This is a genomic window from Pseudomonas sp. D4002 (assembly GCF_013385665.1).
In the GTDB taxonomy this organism is placed as follows: Bacteria; Pseudomonadota; Gammaproteobacteria; order Pseudomonadales; family Pseudomonadaceae; genus Aquipseudomonas.
In genome coordinates, this window is record NZ_JACAPN010000010.1 from 1 (window position 1) to 20,414 (window position 20,414).

Annotated in this window: 20 protein-coding genes and 2 pseudogenes; 10 read left to right on the forward strand and 12 right to left on the reverse strand. The window is 63.1% G+C overall.

Annotation, left to right across the window (positions count from 1 at the left end; genetic code table 11):
• Positions 1-89: 89 nt before the first annotated feature.
• Both HX824_RS03970 and HX824_RS03975 read right to left on the reverse strand, forming a co-directional pair.
• A complete protein-coding gene (locus HX824_RS03970) occupies positions 90-1,580 on the reverse strand; it encodes an aldehyde dehydrogenase family protein (RefSeq protein ID WP_008431084.1) in 1,491 nt (496 codons plus the stop codon).
• Positions 1,581-1,593: 13 nt separating this feature from the next.
• Positions 1,594-1,983 (reverse strand): cytochrome c family protein, encoded by a 390-nt coding sequence (locus tag HX824_RS03975; protein ID WP_177036955.1) that lies wholly within the window; start codon positions 1,981-1,983, stop codon positions 1,594-1,596.
• A 226-nt stretch (positions 1,984-2,209) separates the two neighbouring features.
• Between HX824_RS03975 and HX824_RS03980 the strand changes: the two genes are divergently transcribed.
• From HX824_RS03980 to HX824_RS32855, 3 genes and pseudogenes are all read left to right on the forward strand, one after another.
• Positions 2,210-3,532 (forward strand): hypothetical protein, encoded by a 1,323-nt coding sequence (locus HX824_RS03980; protein WP_177054156.1) that lies wholly within the window; start codon positions 2,210-2,212, stop codon positions 3,530-3,532.
• Positions 3,533-3,804: 272 nt separating this feature from the next.
• A pseudogene (locus tag HX824_RS32850) lies at positions 3,805-4,872 on the forward strand (HAMP domain-containing protein); the annotation flags it as partial.
• A gap of 258 nt (positions 4,873-5,130) precedes the next feature.
• A pseudogene (locus HX824_RS32855) lies at positions 5,131-5,727 on the forward strand (methyl-accepting chemotaxis protein); the annotation flags it as partial.
• 130 nt (positions 5,728-5,857) lie between these two features.
• Here HX824_RS32855 and hpaC read toward each other — a convergent pair.
• Positions 5,858-6,370 (reverse strand): 4-hydroxyphenylacetate 3-monooxygenase, reductase component, encoded by a 513-nt coding sequence (hpaC, locus tag HX824_RS03990; RefSeq protein ID WP_003212611.1) that lies wholly within the window; start codon positions 6,368-6,370, stop codon positions 5,858-5,860.
• A 219-nt stretch (positions 6,371-6,589) separates the two neighbouring features.
• On the opposite strand from hpaC, the gene HX824_RS03995 reads away from it, so the two are divergent.
• Entirely contained in the window at positions 6,590-7,195 is a 606-nt protein-coding gene (locus tag HX824_RS03995) for a response regulator transcription factor (protein WP_003212609.1), read from the forward strand.
• Positions 7,196-7,342: 147 nt separating this feature from the next.
• On the opposite strand, the gene feaR is transcribed toward HX824_RS03995, so the two are convergent.
• From feaR to HX824_RS04040, 9 genes are all read right to left on the reverse strand, one after another.
• Positions 7,343-8,263, reverse strand: coding sequence for a transcriptional regulator FeaR (feaR, locus tag HX824_RS04000; protein ID WP_023658728.1), 921 nt, complete (start codon positions 8,261-8,263; stop codon positions 7,343-7,345).
• 60 nt (positions 8,264-8,323) lie between these two features.
• Positions 8,324-9,274, reverse strand: coding sequence for a PDR/VanB family oxidoreductase (locus tag HX824_RS04005; RefSeq protein WP_177054158.1), 951 nt, complete (start codon positions 9,272-9,274; stop codon positions 8,324-8,326).
• Positions 9,275-9,374: 100 nt separating this feature from the next.
• A complete protein-coding gene (locus HX824_RS04010) occupies positions 9,375-10,115 on the reverse strand; it encodes an SDR family NAD(P)-dependent oxidoreductase (protein ID WP_177054159.1) in 741 nt (246 codons plus the stop codon).
• A 139-nt stretch (positions 10,116-10,254) separates the two neighbouring features.
• Positions 10,255-10,746 carry an aromatic-ring-hydroxylating dioxygenase subunit beta gene (locus HX824_RS04015; protein WP_177054160.1) on the reverse strand — a complete coding sequence of 164 codons (492 nt, stop codon included), beginning with the start codon at positions 10,744-10,746 and terminating at the stop codon, positions 10,255-10,257.
• Positions 10,743-12,026 carry a Rieske 2Fe-2S domain-containing protein gene (locus tag HX824_RS04020; protein ID WP_177054161.1) on the reverse strand — a complete coding sequence of 428 codons (1,284 nt, stop codon included), beginning with the start codon at positions 12,024-12,026 and terminating at the stop codon, positions 10,743-10,745. The genes HX824_RS04015 and HX824_RS04020 overlap by 4 nt, the downstream gene beginning before the upstream one ends.
• 24 nt (positions 12,027-12,050) lie before the next feature.
• Entirely contained in the window at positions 12,051-13,178 is a 1,128-nt protein-coding gene (locus HX824_RS04025) for an amidase (RefSeq protein ID WP_177049374.1), read from the reverse strand.
• On the reverse strand, positions 13,175-13,645 hold the full coding sequence (locus tag HX824_RS04030) for a nuclear transport factor 2 family protein (RefSeq protein WP_008431069.1): 471 nt from the start codon (positions 13,643-13,645) through the stop codon (positions 13,175-13,177). The genes HX824_RS04025 and HX824_RS04030 overlap by 4 nt, the downstream gene beginning before the upstream one ends.
• Positions 13,646-13,648: 3 nt before the next feature.
• Positions 13,649-14,020, reverse strand: a complete 372-nt coding sequence (locus tag HX824_RS04035) for a hypothetical protein (RefSeq protein ID WP_177054162.1) — start codon at positions 14,018-14,020, stop codon at positions 13,649-13,651.
• A 17-nt stretch (positions 14,021-14,037) separates the two neighbouring features.
• Complete coding sequence (locus HX824_RS04040; protein ID WP_102368716.1) at positions 14,038-15,186, reverse strand: acyl-CoA dehydrogenase family protein; 1,149 nt, start codon at positions 15,184-15,186, stop codon at positions 14,038-14,040.
• Positions 15,187-15,397: 211 nt separating this feature from the next.
• Between HX824_RS04040 and HX824_RS04045 the strand changes: the two genes are divergently transcribed.
• The 6 genes from HX824_RS04045 (at position 15,398) to HX824_RS04070 (ending at position 20,378) form a co-directional block, all read left to right on the forward strand.
• Entirely contained in the window at positions 15,398-16,522 is a 1,125-nt protein-coding gene (locus tag HX824_RS04045) for a sensor histidine kinase (RefSeq protein ID WP_177054163.1), read from the forward strand.
• A 344-nt stretch (positions 16,523-16,866) separates the two neighbouring features.
• The gene (locus HX824_RS04050; RefSeq protein ID WP_008431064.1) at positions 16,867-18,015 is read left to right on the forward strand and encodes an amine dehydrogenase large subunit; all 1,149 of its coding nucleotides are present in this window, start codon (positions 16,867-16,869) and stop codon (positions 18,013-18,015) included.
• 12 nt (positions 18,016-18,027) lie between these two features.
• Positions 18,028-18,567, forward strand: a complete 540-nt coding sequence (locus HX824_RS04055; RefSeq protein WP_177020203.1) for a MauE/DoxX family redox-associated membrane protein — start codon at positions 18,028-18,030, stop codon at positions 18,565-18,567.
• A gap of 3 nt (positions 18,568-18,570) precedes the next feature.
• Positions 18,571-19,191, forward strand: a complete 621-nt coding sequence (gene mauD, locus HX824_RS04060; RefSeq protein ID WP_003208875.1) for a methylamine dehydrogenase accessory protein MauD — start codon at positions 18,571-18,573, stop codon at positions 19,189-19,191.
• Positions 19,192-19,210: 19 nt separating this feature from the next.
• Positions 19,211-19,732, forward strand: coding sequence for a methylamine dehydrogenase light chain (locus HX824_RS04065; RefSeq protein ID WP_003208877.1), 522 nt, complete (start codon positions 19,211-19,213; stop codon positions 19,730-19,732).
• 124 nt (positions 19,733-19,856) lie between these two features.
• Positions 19,857-20,378 carry a cytochrome C gene (locus tag HX824_RS04070; protein ID WP_087694284.1) on the forward strand — a complete coding sequence of 174 codons (522 nt, stop codon included), beginning with the start codon at positions 19,857-19,859 and terminating at the stop codon, positions 20,376-20,378.
• The last annotated feature ends 36 nt before the right edge of the window (positions 20,379-20,414 follow it).

The following is a 20,414-nucleotide window of genomic DNA, read 5'->3' on the forward strand; positions in this document are numbered from 1 at the left end:
TGTCCGGTCCGTACACGCTTTTGCAAAGTGACTCGCTGTAAGAGCGAAACCATAAGTCGCCGTGACCTAAATAACGGATATGCCCCCAATCAATGCGCAATACACACCGACTTCAGCTCGGTATAAGCCTCAATTACCGCCCGCCCAAACTCCCGCCCCATCCCCGATTGCTTCACCCCGCCAAACGGCATCGCCGGGTCCAGCAACACATGCGCATTCACCCAAACAGTCCCCGCCTCGATCCGCGGCACCAGATTCATCGCCTTCCCCAGATCATTGGTCCAAAGACTGGCCGCCAACCCATACCGATTGTCATTGGCCAACTCAATCACCGCATCCTCATCATCAAACGCCATCACCCCCAACACCGGCCCAAACACCTCCTCCCGGGCCACCGCCATCCCATGATCGATATCCGCCAAAATCGTCGGCCGCACATAAAACCCCTCACCCGCAACCTCATCCCCACCGATCACCACCCGCGCCCCTTCAGCCCGGGCCTGCTCGATATGGCGCAGTACCCCTTGCTGCTGCTTGCGCGACACCAACGGATTAATCGCCGCCTCACCATCCATCCCCGCCCCCAACGGCATCGCCGACACCGCGGCCGCCAACCCCTCGACAAACCGGTCATACACTGAACGATGCACATAAAAGCGCGAAGCCGCCGCACACACCTGTCCGTTGTTCAGCAACCCACCCAGGATCGCCCCCTGGATCGCCTTATCAATATCCGCATCCGCCAACACGATCATCGGATTCTTGCCCCCCAACTCCAGGGCAAACCGCGTCATGTTCTCCATGCACGCCACCCCCACGCTCTTGCCCACCGCAGTCGAACCGGTAAACGACACCTTGCTCACCAACGGATGAGCAGTCAGAACGCCCCCCACCGAGGCCCCGCCGCCGGTCACCACGTTGAACACCCCCGCCGGAATCCCCGCCTCCAGCGCCAGCTCCGCCAGGCGCATCGCCGTCAGCGGCGTTTCCATCGCCGGCTTGATGATCACCGTGCACCCGGTCGCCAGCGCCGGCATCAATTTCCAGGCCGCAATCAGCAGCGGGAAATTCCACGGCACGATGCCCACCACCACGCCCACTGGCTCGCGCTTGGTGAACGCAGTGAACCTGGCCCCCGGTGGCAAAGGGATGGACACGTCGAAGGTCTGCCCTTCGATCTTGGTCGCCCAGCCCGACATGTAGCGCATGAACTCCACCGTGGCGTTCAGATCCAGCCCCCGCGCCAGGTTGATCGACTTGCCCTGGCTCAGGGTTTCCAGCTGCGCCAGCTCCTCGGCATGGGCCTCAACCAACGCGGTGAAGTTCAGCAAAATCCGCTCACGGTCGGCCGGGCGCAATCCCGACCACACGCGGGACTTGAACGCCGCATGGGACGACTGCACCGCCTGCTCCACCACGTGCAGCGGCGCGTCGAGGGTTTCGCACAGGGTTTGCCCGGTGGCCGGGTTGATCACCTTGATGTGTTCGCCCTCGGCAAATACCCACTGGCCATCGATAAAGCAGCCATGACGACGGTCCAGGAATGCAGCCACCTGCGGCAGGATTTCAACGTTGCTCATGATTCACCTGTATTCAATGCTGTTCTTTGAGAAAGCAGGCGACCGCTTGGCGATCGTCGGCCGAAGCCAGGCCCATGTAGGGCATGTAGGTGCCGGGCACAAACGCCTGGGGTTGGGTGATGAATTGCGCGATGGTCTCGGCTTGCCACTCGACGTTTTTGTCACGCATCGCCTGGGAGTAGCTGAAGCCCGCCAGGGAGCCGGATTTACGTCCGTAAACGCCCGCCAGGTTTGGCCCCATCATTGTCGCGCCGCCCTTCGCCACCGCATGGCACACGCTGCATTCGTTGGCGAAAACCTGGGCGCCACGGTTCTGGTCAGGGCCGCATTCAGCGGCGAATGCGCTGTGGGCCAGGACCAGCGACAGCAGGCCGGCCAGGGAAAATCTGTGTGCAGTGAACATAGAAAAACGACCTTGGAAATCATCGAAGTTGCCGACGATTGTCAGGGCTCAAGGTCGCTCGGGTTTTGCCCTGCGTGCCAGTCGTATTGGCCGGGCTGCCAAACCGTGGATTCTGGCAAGCACAGTCAAGTCTTTGGCAACCAGACAAAAGGCACGTCACTTCGCCAGCATTAGTATCGCGGCAGACCCCAACCCTGTGGTCATGAACAAGAATGGATGCCACACCATGCTCAAGTCCCCCTTGCTTCGTCTCTCGACCCTCGCGCTGATGATCGGCGCCAACCCGGCCGGCGCTTATGAGCTGTACGCCGATGACAGCAGTCATCTGAACGCCACGCTGGAAGCGGTATTCGGTGCCTTCCACAGCCAGCAGAACTACAGTCAATCCGGCCGCCTGGCCAAGGGCTCCTCGTCCTGGCGCGAGGGCTACGTGAAGTACGGCCTGAGCTTCGACAAAAGCTTCAGCGGCGCCGGCACCACCTACGGTGCGGCCAACCTGCTGAGTTCCGGCACCTGGGGCGACGGCGATGCCGCAGGTTTCAGCGACGGTTCGGAGCGCACCACCCAATTCGAAGACGCCTACCTCGGCTGGCGCTCGGGCAAGTTGTTTGAGGCCCTGGGCGAGAATGGCGTGGACCTGTCCTTCGGCCGCCAGAACATCGTGGTCGGCGACGGTTTCCTGATTGACGGCGACGCGCTGAACTTCGGCAAGGGCGTGGCCGATGGCGACCTCAATCGCGGCGGCGGCTACTACATCGCCGCCCGCAAGGCCTTCGACGAAACCGCCGTGTTGCGCCTGGGCGGCAAGGACGGCTGGCGCAGCGACCTGATGTGGCTCAAGTCCGATAACCGTGCCCAGGCCAAGACCGAGATGTACGTCGCCACCCTCGAACACGTGGCCGCCGAAGGCACCGTGGGGCTGACGTACATCGACACCACCGACGTCGACAAGCAGTACGCCTCCCCCACGCAGCTGGAACGCGATGGCATGAAGACCTACAGCCTGCGGGCCACGGGCAATGCCGGGGTGACCAACCTGTTCCTGTCCGGCGAATACGCCTGGCAGGACAAGCCCCACACCGGCAACGAAGACGCCTGGTACCTGGAAGCTGGCTGGACCTTCTCCGACGTGACCTGGACGCCGTATGTGAGCTACCGCTACAGCCGCTTCTCGGAAGGCTTCGACCCGCTGTTCTACGGTTTCAGCCGTGGCTACGGCACCTGGTTCCAGGGTGAAGTGGCGGGCAACTACGCCGGGCCGTTCAACAACAACTCACGCATCCAGAACGTCACGTTCAAGGTTTCGCCCCTGCAGAACCTCAACGTCGGCGCGGTGTTGTTCGACTTCAAGACCATCGACCGCAACCTCGGCAACAGCGACGGCCACGAGCTGGACCTGTATGCCGAATGGCACGTCAACGACCACCTGACGGTGATGCCGCTGATCGGCCTGTACCAGCCGGACAAGAGCGCCGAGCAAGGCGGCACGCAGCTGGGCAACCACGATAAAAACCTCTACAGCCAAGTGGTGTTCGCCACTAACTTCTAAGCCCGGCCGGGGCGGTGGCGCCGCCATCGCCCCGCCTGGCCAAGGCCTTCGCAATGCACACGAAATTCCTCACGATCCAGAGCAAGATCGCCCTGCTCGCCGGCCTCTGCCTGTTATTGGTGGTCGGCCTGCTGATGAGCCTGTCGCTGTACCAGACCCACCAGAGCAGCCAGCACGTGGCCCAGGCCAGCAGCGACATGCTCGCTGCCGCCGCCAAGGAACACATGCAGGCACTGGGGCAAGTTCAGGCCATGCAGGTGCAACGCACCTTCATGCAAACCCATGAATACGGCCAGGGCTTGTCGCGTTATGTGCTGTACCTGCGGCAACTGCAACAACAGGGCAAACTGACCCGCCCAGAGTTGCGCCAGGAGCTGAATACCCAGCTGCGCCAGGCCCTGGTCGACAAGCCCGACCTGCTCGGGATTTACGTCATTTTCGAAGCCAATGCCCTGGACGGTGACGATGCCCAGTTCGTCGACCAGGCCGCCGTCGGCAGCAACGAGGCCGGGCGCTTCGCCCAATACTGGGTGCAGGCCACCCCGGGTGAACTGACAGCGGTAGTCGGCGACGAAGCGCTGCTGGCCAATACCTCGCCCGGCCCCAGCGGCGCGCCGTACAACGCCTTCTACACCTGCGCCCGCGACACCGCCAGGGCCTGTGTGCTGGAGCCGTATTTCGACGAGGCTTCCGGCAGCCGCAAGCTGGTGACCAGCATTGCGTTCCCGCTGATGGAGCACGGCAAGGTGATCGCGGTGATTGGCCTGGACATCAACCTGGCGGCCTTGCAACAGGCCAGCCATACCAGCGCCGGGCAACTGTTCGACGGCCACGGGCAAGTCAGCATCGTCAGCCCCGAAGGCGTGATTTCCGCCTACAGCGAGGACGCCAGCCGCCTCGGGCAGCCGATCAGCGAAGTCATGCACGATGGCGCCCAGGTACTGGACGCGTTGCGCCAGGGGCAACCGCAAACCTTTGTCGATCAACAGCAAATCAAGCTACTCGAACCGCTGGCACCGATTGCCGGTGCCGCACCGTGGGGCGTTCTGGTGGGCGTGCCGCAGTCGGTGCTGCTGGCGCCGGTCACTGCGCTGCAACAGCAACTCGATGCCCAAAGGGTGAAAAGCACCGCCCTGGAACTGCTGCTGGGTGGCGGCTCGGCCCTGCTCGGCCTGCTGTTGATCTGGTACGCCGCGCTGCGCATCACCCGGCCGCTGCAAACCCTGACCCGGGTGATGGAGGACATTTCCCGTGGCGAAGGCGACCTGACGCGGCGGCTGGAGGTGCAATCCCGGGACGAGATCGGCCAGTTGGCCAGCGCCTTCAACCGTTTTGTCGAACGCATCCACCAGTCGATCCGCGAAGTGTCTTCAGCGGGGCTCGGGGTCAACCAGGTGGTCAAGCGGGTGCTGCTGGCCTCGAATTCCTCGCTGAACAACTTCGATGAACAGGCGACCCGCACCAACAGTGTCGCGGCGGCGATCAACGAACTGGGCGCCGCCGCCCAGGAAATCGCCCGTAATGCCTCCGATGCGTCGCAGCAAGCCTCCGGCGCCCGGCAACAGGCTGAGGACGGGCGCCAGGTGGTGGAGCGCACGATTGCCGTGATGAATGAACTGTCGGGCAAGATCAGCGCCTCGTGCGTGCACATCGATGCGCTGAATCACAAGACGGTGAACATCGGGCAAATCCTGGAGGTGATCAAGGGCATCTCCCAGCAGACCAATCTGCTGGCACTGAACGCCGCCATTGAAGCGGCCCGGGCCGGTGAGGCCGGGCGCGGGTTTGCGGTGGTGGCCGATGAGGTGCGCAGCCTGGCCTATCGCACCCAGGAGTCGGCGCTGGAGATTCAGCAGATGATCGAAGAGTTGCAGGTGGGCGCACGGGAATCCGTCAGCACCATGACCGAGAGCCAGCAGCACAGCGAGGAAAGCGTGAGCATCGCCAACCTGGCGGGTACGCGGCTGGCCAGTGTGACGCAGAGGATTGGCGAGATTGATAACGTCAACCAGTCGGTGGCGGCGGCGACCGAGGAGCAGACGTCGGTGGTGGAAGCGCTGAATGTGGACATTACCGAGATCAATATGCTGAACCAGGCCGGGGTGGAAAACCTGCAGTCGACGCTGCAGGCCTGTACCGAGCTTGAGCGTGAAGCGGAACGCTTGAATCAGCTGGTGGGCAGCTTTCGCATCTGACCAACAACTGCCCCGCAGGCCCCATGTGGGAGCGGGCTTGCTCGCGAAGACAGAGTGTCAGCCACTGAATAGGTTTCTGATACACCGCCTTCGCGAGCAAGCCCGCTCCCACATTTGATCTCCTGAACCTTCAGCAATGGGCGCCAGCATGCTCAATCCGGTGAAACAGCCGGTTGAAGTACACCAGGCTGTCGCCCTGCCCCCGCACCCCAACCCGCGACAACTCCACGAACATCACCGAATGCGACCCTACCTCCTTGCACTCACTGATACGCCCTTCCAGCTGCACCAGCGCATCCCGCAGCACCGGCACCCCCGCCTCGCCTCCGTCCCACAGGTCCCAGGCAAACCGCTCCGCCATGGGCACCTGGGTCATCCCGGCAAAGTGCCGCGCCAGCTCTTCCTGCTCCCCGCACAGCACGTTCACGCACAGCTGCCCATTGGTACGGAACACATCATGGGTCGCACTCCCGCGGTTCACGCACACCAACACCGTGGGGGGCGAATCCGTCACCGAGCACACCGCACTCGCCGTGATCCCGCAACGCCCGCCCGGGCCGTTGGTGGTGATGATGTTCACCGCGGCCGGCAGTTGCGCCATGGCGTTGCGAAAGTCGATTTGCTGCTGGCTCAGGTCGGCCATGTCGGTGCCCCTTTACGGTCCGTGGGTGATGCCACAAGACTAAGACGCCCCGTGCGGCGCGACCATTCAGACGATCCCCATGCCGACTAGGTGGTTTCTTTATCGTCAGGGCCGTTCACACTGGGTATTCTGCTGGCAAGGCTCCACAGATGAGCCAATGTCCGCCGCAGCGTGCCCGCGTGCGAAAACAATAATTAGAAATTCTCGTGGCAGTCCCTGATGGAAATTCGCACACCGATTGTTTACATCGTTGATGACGACAAAGACCTGCGTACCTCGCTGGCCTGGCTGCTGGAGTCGGTCAGCGTAAAGGCCCAATGTTTCGCCGGGGCCGAAGAGTTCCTTGCGCACTACGACCCGCGCCAGCCCGCCTGCCTGGTGCTGGACGTGCGCATGCCGCAGACCAGCGGCTTCCAGTTGCAGGAGATCCTCAACCGGCGCGGCAGCACCTTGCCGACCATCTTCGTGTCGGCCCACGGCGACATACCGATGTCGGTCACCGCAATGAAAAACGGCGCGCTGGATTTCGTCGAGAAGCCCTACAACCCGCAACAGATGATCGACCGCATCCAGGCCGCGCTGAAGACCGCTGTACAGGCCCAGGCCGACCAGGAACAGCGCGAGCACCTGCAAGGCAAGCTGGCGCTGCTGACGAGTCGGGAGCGAGAAGTGTTGATGCTGGTGGTGGACGGCAAGGCGAGCAAGGTGATTGCCCGCGAGCTGAACATCAGCGTGAAGACCGTTGACGTGCACCGCACCAAGATCAAGGAAAAGATGGGCGTGACCAGCATCGCCATGCTGGTCCGCGAGGTGTTGTATCCCTAGGGCGCGATGATTGAATGTGGGAGCTGTCGAGCCTTGGCGAGGCTGCGAAGGGATCGCGGCGGTGTACCTGTCAGACCGAGTGGCCTGCATCGCGGGCAAGCCCGGCTCCCACAGGAAAATGCATTCCAGGTTCGGGAGCGGCACGCATCAATGATGGCTATAGCGCTTGCGGTACTCGCCCGGTGACACGCCGAAGCGCGACTTGAACGCCGATGAGAAGTAGCTGGAGTCGGAGAAGCCCCAGGCATAACAGAGTGCCGACAGCTTCTGCTCCGCCGGCGAATGGCGCAGGGTTTCGGCGCAGAAATCCAGGCGTCGGTGCTTGATGTATTGCGCCACCACCAGCCCGCGCTTGGAAAACATCCGGTACAGCCCGCGCACCGACACCCCGACTTCCCGGGCGATCAGCTCGGGGCAGAGTTCTTCGGCGCCGATGTGCGCATCGATGTAGGCGATGGTCTTGCGAAACTGCCGTTCCTGGGTGTCCACGCCGTTGTCCCGGGCGCTGATCCCCGGCAGCAGCAGGCTGACCAATGCATCCAGCACGGCTTCGCTTTCCTGCATGCCCAGGTCGTTTTGCTGGCGGGTGTCGAGCACCATCTGGCTGGCCATCAGCGCCAACGGCGTGCGCGCCGAGATCCGCGTCGCGCAGTTGACCGCCGTGAAGTGCGAACCGCGCTCCACCACCTGGCGCGGCAGGATCAGCGACAATTGCCGGGAGTTGTCGTGGTAGGTCATGTCACTGGGGCGGCAGGCGTCGATCAGGGCGATGTCACCGCAGCCCAGCTGCGCACGGTTGTCGCCCTGTTCCAGCTGCGCGCTGCCCTGCAACTGGAACACCGCGTAGTAGTGCCCTTCATTGCCCGTACTGACTTCCTTGCTGCTGCGATACAGATGCACCTGGGCCATATCGACCACGCTGAGCTTGATCGCGCCGCTGCGAAACTCGCTCAACTCCCCATAAAACCCCGCGCCCAGGGCCCTGGCATCGAAGCGTCCACAGGCCTGGTTAACCTGCTGTAACCAACGCTCGAACGATTCGTTACGTTGCACCGTTGAACTCATCATGACCGCAAGGCCTCACGTTTTTTATTTTTTTGGTCCCAGCAATCTTACGGGTAGCGCCGATCAAATATCCAATACCAGACGAGCGGATACCGCCCGGGAAACACACGCACAAATCTGCCGGTTGGCGGCCTTCTCCTTGGTCGACAGGCAATTGTCACGGTGCTCGGGCACGCCTTCCAGCACCTCGACAATGCAGGTGCCGCAGATGCCTTCGCGGCACTCGGTGTCGATGTCGCAACCGTGGGCCTGCAATACGTCCACCAGGCTGGTATTCGCCGGTACTTGCAGCACCACGCCGGAGCTGGCCAGCTCCACCTCGAAACCACCGCTGGGCCCGACATTCGCCGCCGGGTCGGCCTGGAAGTGCTCTAGGTGAATCGCCTCCTCGGGACGGCTGCGGGCCGCCACTTCCACCACCTTGTGCATGAACGGCGCGGGGCCGCAGGTGTAGACGTGGGCAGCCGCGCCCGCCTGCTCCAGGCAGGCGCTCAAGGCCGCATCCAGCGCGCCCGGCTCGACGCCATAGTGAAACTGCACATGCTCGCCGAATGTATCGGCCAACAGCTGGGTAAACGCCGCGTACTGCGCCGAACGTGCAAAATAGTGCAGGCACCACGGCTGGCCGCTGTCGACCAGTCGATAGGCCATGCTCAACAGCGGCGTCACCCCGATACCGGCGGCAAACAGCGCATGGGCCGGCGCCTCCGGGTCGAGGCGGAACAGGTTGCGCGGCGCGCCCATCTCCAGTTCCATGCCCTCCCGCACCTGCTCATGCAGGGCCAGGGAGCCGCCACGGGATTGCGCCTCTTTCTTCACCGCCACCAGGTACGCGCGGCCATCGTGGGGCGGGCTGCACAGCGAATACTGGCGGGTGACGCCGGTTGGCCCGGTGAGGTCCACATGGGCCCCGGGCTCATAACTGTCGAGGGGCTGGCCGTCACTGCGCACGAGGCGAAAGGAACGGATATCCAGCGCTTCATCGACGATGCGTTCGATCTTCACCTTCATCATTGCAGCACCTGAATCCTGTTGTTTCGGTTGAACGCTAACCTGTGGCGAGGGAGCTTGCTCCCGCTGGACTGCGCAGCAGGCCCACTCTCTTCGGCGATGACTAGCGCATGAACAGCCCGCCGTTGATGTCCCAGCACGCGCCCGTGATCGAGGCGGCGTGGTCGGCGATCAACAGCAGCACGGTGTCGGCGATGGTGTGCGGGTCGCCGAGGGTGCCCGTCGGGATAAACTTGAGGATCTGCTCCAGGCGCTCCGGCGCCACGGTTTCGCGCACTACCGGCAAATCAAGCGGGCCTGGCGAAATGCTGTTGACCGTCACGCCCCGGGGCGCCAGTTCACGGGCGAAGACCTTGGTCAGCGTAGCCACGCCGCCCTTGGCCGCGGCGTAATGCGCGCCAGTGGCAGTTCCGCCGTTTTGCCCGGCGAGGGAGGCGATATTGACGATGCGCCCGAACCCTCGTTCGGCGAAATGCGCACCAAACACCTGGCAGGCCACGAACGTGCCCCGCAGGTTGATCGCCATCGATTCGTCGAATTCCTCGGGTGTGATGTCCATCAGCGCCGCAACTTTCGACACCCCGGCGTTGTTCACCAGGATATCGGTGCCGCCCCAGCGCTCGCTGAGCAGGTCCCGGGCGCGAATAAAATCGGCCTTGTTGCGCACGTCCAGCTCGATGGCGACGGCGGTTTCGCCGCGGTTGTCGAGTTCAGAGGCCAGGCGCTGCACGCCGTCCAGGTGCACATCCGCCAGGCCCACGCGGTAGCCTGCGGCGTGCAGGCGCCGGGCGATGCATTCGCCGAGGCCACGGGAGGCGCCGGTTACAAGCGCGATTCGGTTCATCAGGATGTCCTCGTCTCAACTGTGGGAGCGGGCTTGCTCGCGAATGCGGTGTGTCAGTCAATGCATGTGGCGACTGATCCACCGCATTCGCGAGCAAGCCCGCTCCCACATTGGTTTTGTGTCGTTGTTTGAATCGTGCTTACAACAGAAAGCCGAGTGCACTCAGGCTGTCGGTGGAATTGATCAGCCGCACCACCTTGCGCTCCAGGGTCGCGACCCCGGCGCTGAACCGGATGCGGTAATTCAGGTCGGCCACGAACGGCGTGTGTACTCCGCGCTTGTAGGCGTACAGCAGCTGCGCACAGTTAACCTCCACCACCTCGCCCGCCGCTTCCACCAGGGTGAATCGCGAGACACTGCGCACGGTTTTCGCCGCATCCACCGCTGACGGTGAATACCCCGCCGTCAGCCGTTCGATGCGCAGGTCACGCATGCGCGCATCGTCATAGGCGTAGTTGAGGTTGGCTTCAAAGTCGTCAGTGTCCGGGTCGATCGGCACGACGTAGCGCCCGCTCTCGCTCCACAACGCGGCCCATTGCACGTAGTCCTTGTGGTCCAGCAGTTCGGCTTCACGCCAGATGAATTCGATTGCCTGGGCCAGCGGTGCGGTAAAACCAGTCAGGGTGTTCATTGGCTCATCATCCTTTTCCACATGTCATAGGCCCCGCGCATGCCGCCTTCATCAGTGGCGTGGGATACCTTGTCGCCGTTGTCGGCCAGCACTTCGCGGTTCAGGCCACGGTTGACCAGGATCGGTGCGTCCACGCCGGCATACGAGCCGCGTTGCACCCGGTCCCAGGCCTCGGCGTCGTCGGGGCTGCCAAAGCCGAACGGGCCCTGGAAGTGTTCATGGATGCGCAGGCGCTCGCGGTTGGCAACCTGTGGGCCGCCCTCCATGCCCAGGGCGACGTGGCGGATTTCGGTCTCGGTGACCGACACCGGGCGCAGCACCCGGAAGAACGACATCGACATGGCGACATTGGGAAACAGGTTGAGGTTGAACCCAGCGCCGTGCAGCGAGCGCACGATGCGTCGCACCTGGGCCGGCTCCATGGTTTTCGACAGTTCTTTGGTGACGTGGGCGAAACGCTCCTGCAACTGCTCGGTACCGTCGTCGTGGTCCAGGTCGACATGCTCGGGCACCATCACCATCACGCTGTGGCCATTGCCCAGGGAATGGGTGACGGCCTGCTCGTCGGTCATGAACGAGAGCATTTCCGAGGTCTCGGCGTCCACCGACGACATGAACGACTTGTGCACGATCGGGAAGTGGTAGCCGTCGGTGGTGTTTTCCAGCTGGATCTTCCAGTTGCCCTTGAAGCTGAACTTGTGTTCGCCCTGGGTCTTGATCGGGTAGCCGGCGCCCTGCTTCATGAACAGGTCCATCCAGTGTTTGGCGCCGCCGAGAAAGTCGGCCAACGGTTCGATATCGTCGTTGTAGCTGGCGAATACCATCCCGGCGTAGCTGTCCACCCGCAGGCTGGTCAGGGGTAACTCGGACTTTTCCAGGATGCCTTCGTAGCCGTCCGGGTAAGGCAGCGCCCGCAGCTTGCCGTCCAAGCCATAGGACCAGCTGTGATACGGGCAGGTGAAGCCGGTGGCATTGCCCTTGTGCTTCTCGCAAACCGTGGCGCCACGGTGGCGGCAGCGGTTTTCCAGCACGTTGATCGCGCCTTTCTTGTCGCGCACCACAATCACCGGGCGCCGGCCGATGGTCGCGGTCTTGAAGTCGCCGCTGTTGCGCACTTCGCTTTCATGGGCGACCCAGACCCAGGTGCGGTAGAAGATCTTTTCCAGTTCGGCCTCGAACAGCGCCGGGTCGTTGTACAGCGAGACGTCGACGCGATCGTGCTTGACCAACTCGTCGAGGCTTTTCGATTTGGCAATCAGCCGGTATTCATGGGTACTCATGGAGCCCTCCTCAAGGCGTTGTTCTTATTGGCGAGCCGTGATGCTCTGTTGCAGTTGTGCGCCGAGGGCACACACCCATTCGTCCTGGCCCTTGCGGCCGACAATCTGCAGCCCCACCTTCAGCTCGCTGGCGGCCAGGGTCACCGGCACCGTCAACGCCGGGTGGCCGCTGAGGTTGAATGGCCGCACCAATGGCGTCATGCGGGCCACGGCCTGGCTGCCGTTGCGGGCTTCGGCCAGGGTCGGCGGCAGGTCTGGCATCGTCGGCAGCAGCAACACGGAGAATTCTTCGAGCGCGGCGTCCACCTGATGACTGAAGCGGGTGCGCACGACTTCGGCTGCGGCCAAATCAGCAGCGCTGGTGCGGCTGGCAGCCAACAAGCGTTGTTCGACATCCGCACCGATCAGGCCCTTGCCGGTGAGGTGACCGAAGGCTGCCCAGTTTTCGACGTTAATCACCGTAAGGCCGGCGCCGAACGCCGTGTCAAAGTCGTCCAGATGCAGACGCTGCTGACGCCAGCCGGCCGCGTCGACGGCAGCCATCAGGCTCGCCTTCAGCCATGGCTCACAGGCCACATCCAGAAAGCCCACCGGCACGCTGCCGGACGGCGCCGCCTGTGGCTGGAAACCCGGGCAAATCACCTGCATCGCGGCAATCAGGTCCTGCATGTTCGCGGCGAACGGCCCGACGCAATCGAGGCTGGATACCGCCGGTTGCGCGCCAATGCGGCTGACTCGGCCATAGGTCGGTTTCAACCCGGCAATCCCGCAGCACGCCGCCGGCACCCGCACCGAGCCGCCGGTGTCGGTACCAATGGCGATATCCGCCAGGCCCGCCGCAACCGCCGCGGCCGAACCGCTGGAGGAGCCGCCCGGCACGCGGTCTGGCGCCTGGGGATTGACGGGCGTACCGCTCCAGTCGTTGATGCCGGTGACGCCAAATGCCAGTTCATGCAGGCTGGTCTTGCCGACGATCTGCCAGCCGGCATCCAGGACCGCCTGCACCACGTGCGCATGCCGCGTCGCCGGCGGAGCATCGGCAAAGGCACGACTGCCCGAGCGGGTCGGATACCCGGCGATGTCGATGGAATCCTTGATGGCCACGCGTCGGCCGCTGCCACCGAGTAAAAATTCGCTGACGAAGGTACTCATGGGTTCACCCCCAACATGCTATTGAACAGGCGCTGCGTACGGAAATGCGCGATCAGCCAGGTGCCGTCGACACGGCGAAAATCGATGGTCAGCCGCGTGCCGAACAACTCGCTGCGCTGGTCGGCGTAGGTGGAAATCTGTTGCATGATCCACTGCCCTGCAGCCGCGCTGCCGTCTACCTGGATCGACTCACTGGTGAGGTAATGCAGGTTCAGCGCAAAGTGTTCCGACGGTGGCAGGTAGCTGCCGACAAACGCCGCCACCGCGTCGCGCCCCCGATGCTGGCCGAAGGTCTGCGCGGTACTTGTGCCAATGCCTTCCCACACCGCATCCACGGTGAACAGCTCGGCCAACTCGCGAACGTTGGTCGCCGCCCGGGGCACGTCGCACAGGTCCATGTAGCGCGCCATCAAGCGCCTTACCTGGCTCTCCCCTTCAAGGGTTTCAACACGCTGCAACAGGTCCATGGCTCACACCCTGGCCGCTTCGGGAATGGTCAGCGGGCGGCCGATCCGTGCTTCGACCTTGGCGTAGCGCCACAGGCTGTATTCACCCACCGGCGTGGTACGGAACAGGTTGCAGGCGTCGATCACCGACTGGTGGCAGTCGACGTCGGCCATGATGTAGACGGTCCACGGCGAGGTGGTCGACGGGCCGACCATCAAGCGGTCGTCATCCATCGCCCCCAGCACGTTGATGCCCGGCATGGCGCCGAGGTCGCCCATCATCTGGCTGAAGCCTTTCCACACGCTCAGGCCTTCGCCGGTAGGCAGGTCGAAAAAGTTCTGGGTGATGCCGATGCAGAAGACGACGCGCAGCGGTCCTTGAGTGGCTTGGGACATGGGTTGATCCTTGAAAGTCAGATGTAGCCAGGAAATGGAGGAACGCCGAGGAACACCGAGCCCGCGCCGTCGTACAGGCCTTCGCTGAGGAAGGCGTGCTGGGTCACCACCATGGCGTCGCGCAGGTAGCGCTGCAGCGGGTGGCGCAGGTAGATCGCGGTGGTGCCCGCCAGGCTGTAGGCGCTCTGCACCACGGCGGCGCCGGCCTGGGACACGTGAATGGCGGTCAGGCGCAGCAGGCTGGTTTGCTCGGCCGTGACCGGGTTGCCGGCGAGGATCGAGTTCCACACTTGTTCGGTGGCGCCGTAGAAAAAGCCCCGAGCGGCGCTCAGCCGGGCTTCGGCCTTGGCGATTTCGATGCGCACGTAGGCGCGGTCCGCCAGTTTCGGCGCGCCGGTGATGCCGCTGCCGCTGGCCATGGCGCTGATTTCATCGAGGGCCGCGCGGGCCAGGCCGAGGTTGACCACCGCCAGCACCTGGGCGGCGTAGGCAATCGAGGGATAACGAAACAGCGGCTCGTCGATGGTGGCGGCGCCGCCACGGATGAAGGTCCAGCGCTCGTCGATGTATTGGTCGGTAACTCGCAGGTCATGGCTGCCGGTGCCCTTGAGGCCGACCACGTCCCAGTTTTCGATGATTTCAACCTGGCCGGGCTTGAACACGGCAGTGCGTGGCTTGCCGCCCGCCGCACCGATGCCCACGCCCAGCAGGTCGGCGCCTTTGCAGCCGCTGGCAAACTTCCAGGTGCCGTTGACCTGCCAGCCGCCCTCGACGGTTTCCGCCGGCTGCAACGGGAACAGGCCACCGGCAAACACCAGGTCGGGGCTGTCGGCATACAGTTCGGCGAGGGTTTCCTGGGGCAAGGCCGCAAGATACACCCCGGCGCTGCCGAAGCTGGCGACCCAGCCGGCGGAGCCATCGGCTTCGGATATGCGCTCGATCATCTGCAAGAACGTTGCGGGGGCCAGGGCATCGCCGCCGAAACAACGGGGCGTGGCCGCCCGGTAGATGCCCACCTGCTTGAAGCGTTCGATCATGTCCCGTGGCACGTGGGAGCCGGCGTCGAACTCGTCGCGGCGCTGGCGCACTTCATCGAGCACCTGCTGGAACAGCGCGGGCTGCACGTCGGGTAAAGCGTCTGGTTGCACGAGGGCCGAACGCAGCATGGGCTTTCTCCGTTGTAGTTGTTATGGACGCCGTATCGGGCGTTGATGGGTCCAGTGTAAAAAGCCCGACCACCGTCAACTATTGGGGCGTGCAGCCCACCGGCTAAAGAAATCCCCTAGTGCGCCCCCGATTACTTCTGAGCGTGCCCCCGGATGCAAACCGGTATAACTTGCCACCGTAGTCGTCCCCTCCACCGCCAAGGGCTACGCGATGTACCTACCCAATAACAATGATTTCCACACCCTGATCGAAGCCATGCCGATCTGCACCATCCTTCACGATGCGCAGAGCAAGGACATCCTCTGGGCCAACACCGCGGCGCTGTCGGCGCTGGGGTTTACCCTGGAAGAACTGATCCCGCTCAAGGCCCCGGACATGACCCGGGACGCACCGAAGTACAAGCGCTCCATCGGCTTGCGTTGGCTTGAGCGCGCGGCCCGCAGTGGCCAGCGCACCATCGAGTGGTGTTATCGCTCCAAGGCCGGGGTGGAGATTCTTTCGGAAGCGGTCGCGACGCTGGTGCACCTGGACGGGCGCGACGTGCTGATGGTGCAGTTCCGTGATATTTCCCGGGAAGACAAGGTGAAGCGGGACCTGATCCGCGCCGAGGAAGCCCGGCGTGTCAGTGAACAGCAGCTTGAATACCTGGCCCGATACAACGCCATGGGCGAGATGGCGGTGGCGATTGCTCATGAGTTGAGCCAGCCACTGGCGGCCACGCGCAATTTTATCGAGGGGGTTTTGATTCGTCTGGGCGATACCCACAGTGCCGACCAGGGGGTGAACTGGGGGCTGCAAAGCGCCGTGCGGCAGGTCGAGCATGCGTCAACGATCATCAAGAGTGTGCGTGATTATGTGGTCAAGCTGGAGCAGAGCGCGGAGTGGTTGGACCTCAATGAGTTGCTGCAGGAAACCCGATATTTCATCAGCCTGCGGGCCGAGCCGAGTCAGGTGCGGCTGGAGATCGTCCCGAGCGCGGAACCGCTGATGGTGCAGTGCGAGAGGGTGCTGATTGGGCAGGTGATTCTGAACCTGGCGTTCAATGCCATTGAAGAGATGAGTGAGCTGCCCGTGGAGCGTCGGGTGCTGCGGTTGCATGCCTGCCGGGATGGAAACGTGGCGCGGTTGAGTGTCGAGGATTGTGGGCGCGGGATTCAGGCCGTGGCGCGGGAGAAAATCTTTGACGGGTTCTTTTCGTCGAAGGTGAGTGGTAACGGGATTGGGCTGGCGTTGTGCAAGAACATCATTGGTCGGCATCAGGGGGATATCTGGGCGCAGAATCTGGAGCCGTGTGGGGCGGTGTTCAGTTTTTCGTTGCCTTTGGTGGGGTCGTGAGATTGGGGCATTTGCGAAGCGGCTTTTCTGTAGGAGCCGGCTTGCCGGCGAAAAACGTGAGGTCGCCGCGTTTATTCAGGATGCCAACGTCATCGTTAACGACCATCGCCGGCAAGCCAGCGCCTACAGGGCTGTTCAAAAGTGAGCCGCTGCAAGAGCGGAACCCGTTTCTGCCATAACAAAAATAACGGATATACACCCTACCCCAAACCATTGGCACAGACACACAACCACTTGGCAGACACAACAATTCTTGCAATCGCCCCACAAGGCAGAATCCACTTGCAAGAATCTGCCAAAGCACCCGCGATTAGCAAAACACAATAATTCAGGGAGTGCCCCTAATGCGAAGCAACAGGATCAACGTACAGTCAGCGCTGGGTCTGGGCCTGCTTGTACTCGGCTTGAACAGCGCCCGGGCGGATTTACCGCCAGACACCATCGGCCAGACCACCCTGGCCTTTCCACCGGAAGCCCACCGCGCATTCGTGGTAGACGTCGAATTCGAAAGCTTCGTGGTCGGCCGCGTCACCGTGGTAGATCCCGACAAGAAGCGCGTCCTCGGCATGGTCCCCACCGGCTTCGCCGCGCCCTCGGCCCTGAGCCACGACCAGAAGACCCTGTACAGCGCCGACATCTACTATTCCCGCGGCACCCGGGGCGATCGCACCGATGTGCTCACCGCCTGGGACAGCTCCAGCCTGTCGCCCGCCTGGGAAGTGCTGATCCCGAACAAACGCGCCGAATCCCTGACCCAGCGCTATGGCCTGAAGACCAGCGGCGATGACCGCTTCGTCTACGTCTACAACTTCACACCCTCCACCTCGGTGACCGTGGTCGACACACAGTCCCGCTCCGTCACCGCCGAAATCGCGATCCCGGGCTGCGTACTCAATTACCCGGTCGGCACTCGCCGCTTCGCCTCCCTGTGCGGTGACGGCAGCCTGCAAGTGGTGACGCTGAACGAGCAGGGCCAGGAAACCTCGCGCAACCGCACGCACTTCTTCGACCCCAACGCCGAGAAGCTCAACGAACGCGCGGTGAACGTGGGCGACACCTACTACTTCACCACCACCACCGGCACCATCCGCCCGGTAGATTTCTCCGGCGATGAGCCGAAAATCCTGCCGTCCTGGTCACTCACCACCGACGCGGAAAAGAAAACCGGCTGGGCCCCGGGTGGCTGGCAGTTGATGGCCGTGGCACCGAAACTAAACCGCATGTACGTGCTGATGCACGACAACCACGAGCCGATGAAGTGGGAAGACCCGAGCACCATCATCTGGGCCTACGACCTCAAGACCATGAAGAAGATAGCCACCCTGGAAGCCCCGACCCCGGTCTGGAGCATGCAGGCCACCGGCGACGACAAGCCCCTGTTGCTGGGCGCCGACGTCGAAGGCGGCTTGCAGATCTTCGACCTCAAGACCAATAAACTCACCGGTAGCATGGCCAAGGTAGCGAAGACCGCGACCCAGATCATGAGCTACTAAAGAGGTTCGGCCATGCATATCGACCCGATCTTCATCATTGCCAGCGCCCTCGCCATCGCGGTGTTGCTGGCCAGTGCCGCGACCCACAAGTTGCGCGCACCGGCACGCTTCGCCCGGCAACTGGCCGATTACCAGTTGCTGCCAGAGGCAGTGACTCGCCCCGCCGCCCGGGTAATCCCGGTGCTGGAACTGGTGATTGCCTTTGCCCTGCTGGTGCCGGCCAGCCGTTCCTGGGCCGCCCTCGGCGCCGCCGGCCTGATTGCACTGTACGCCGCCGCCATTGGCATCAACCTGTGGCGCGGCCGCCGGGACATCGACTGCGGCTGCGCAGGCCCCGACCAGGCGCAGCCGTTGCGGCCAATCCTGCTGTTGCGCAACGGCGCACTGGTGGCCGTGGCCCTGCTGGCCAGCGTGCTGCCGATTGCCCGTGACCTGGTTTTTTTCGACGGCTTCGTCACCGTCGCCGCCAGCGCCGTCGCGCTGCTGATTTACGCCGCAGCCGATGGCCTGCTGGCGAACTCCCCTCTTCTGCTCAAACTGATTGGTAGGTGATCAATGGAAGGCCTTATTGTTTCCAACGTACTGCTGTGGGTACTGCTGCTGGCGCTGGCGTTTGCCGTGATGGGCCTGGTGCGCCAGATTGGTGTGCTGCACGGGCGCATCGCCCCGGCCGGCGCACTGATGGTCGACAAGGGCGTGGCGGTGAATGAGCCGGCCCCGCAAGTCACCGCTTCCGACCGTAAAGGCCGCCCGGTGAACTTCGGCTATGCCGGTGAGAAGAACCAGTTGCTGTTCTTCCTCTCGCCCACCTGCCCGATCTGCAAATCCCTGTTGCCGGCGATCAAGTCCATCGCCAGGGAACAGGCTGACCGACTCGATGTGGTGTTTATCAGCGACGGCGACATGGAAGCCCAGCACGCGCTGATCACCGAACACAAGCTTGACGACGTCACCTACGTGGTCGGCCCGGAAGTCGGCATGACCTACCAGATCGGCAAGCTGCCGTATGCCGCGCTGATCGACAAGAGCGGCACCTTGCGCGCCAAGGGCCTGGTCAATTCCCGCGAGCACCTGGACAGCCTGTTCGAAGTCGAACACCTGAAAAGCGCGACGCTGCAGGAATACCTCAACAGCCAGCCGCAGCCCCACGACCACAGCCACGGCCATAGCCACTGATTAAGGCAGGGAGACTCTCATGAAATTGCTGGATCTGTTATTCGAGCGCTCGACCCGTCGCCTGGCCGACACCACGTCGCGACGCAAACTGTTGGCCCGTATGGGTTCGCTGATGGTCGCAGGCGCAGCGTTGCCCCTGCTGCTGCCCCTGGACCGCACCAGCAAGGCGCTGGCTGCCGATAACCCGAAAGCCGGTGACCCGGGCGACCCGAACAGTTGCGACTACTGGCGCTACTGCTCCATCGACGGTTTCCTGTGCAGTTGCTGTGGCGGTTCGGTGACCTCCTGCCCACCGGGCACCGAGGCGTCCCAGGTGACCTGGATCGGCACCTGCCGCAACCCGGCGGATGGCAAGGACTACATCATTTCCTATAACGACTGCTGCGGTAAGCAAAGCTGCGCCCAGTGCGCGTGCACGCGTAACGACAGTGAGGAACCGGCATACCGGCCGTTCAACAACAACGATGTGAACTGGTGCCTGGCGGCCAAATCCCACATCTACCACTGCACGGTCTCGATCATTCGCGGCGTCGCGGTTTAACTCACCCTTGTGGCGAGGGAGCTTGCTCCCGTTGGAGTGCGAAGCGCTCCCAGAGATCTTGGGGCCGCAGCACAGCCCAACGGGAGCAAGCTTCCTCGCCACAGGTCAGTGCAAGAGGCTTGTCATGCGTACGTTGTTTTTGCTGAGCTTGATGTGTGTCTTCGCCACCCCGCTCGCCCAGGCTCGGGCCATTCCCAATCCAAACCAGAAGCACGCACCGGGCAATGAGTCGCCGCAAACGCCGATCGCCCAGGCCGGGTACAGCGTGGCGACAAACTATCAGCTGCAGTGTGCCGGCTGCCATCTGGGCAGCGGCATGGGCTCGGCGGCCAACGACACACCGAGGATGACCGGGTTCGTCGGCAACTTTCTGAAGGTGCCAGGCGGTCGGGAGTTTTTGGTAAGGGTGCCGGGGATGTCGCAGTCGGCGCTGAACGATGGGCAACTGGCGGATTTGCTGAACTGGCTGATGCGCCCGGACGGGATGGCGGGCAAGAGTACGCCGGTGGATTACAAGCCCTATAGCGCCGAGGAAGTCACCGAATTGCGGCACAAAGCGATGCTCAATCTGCCGGGCACAAGGGCGGGTTTGATCAAGGAAATGCGGGCGCAAGGGATTGCGATTGAAGATGGAATGCCCAACTGAACGAAACGCGATCCAAATGTGGGAGCGGGCTTGCTC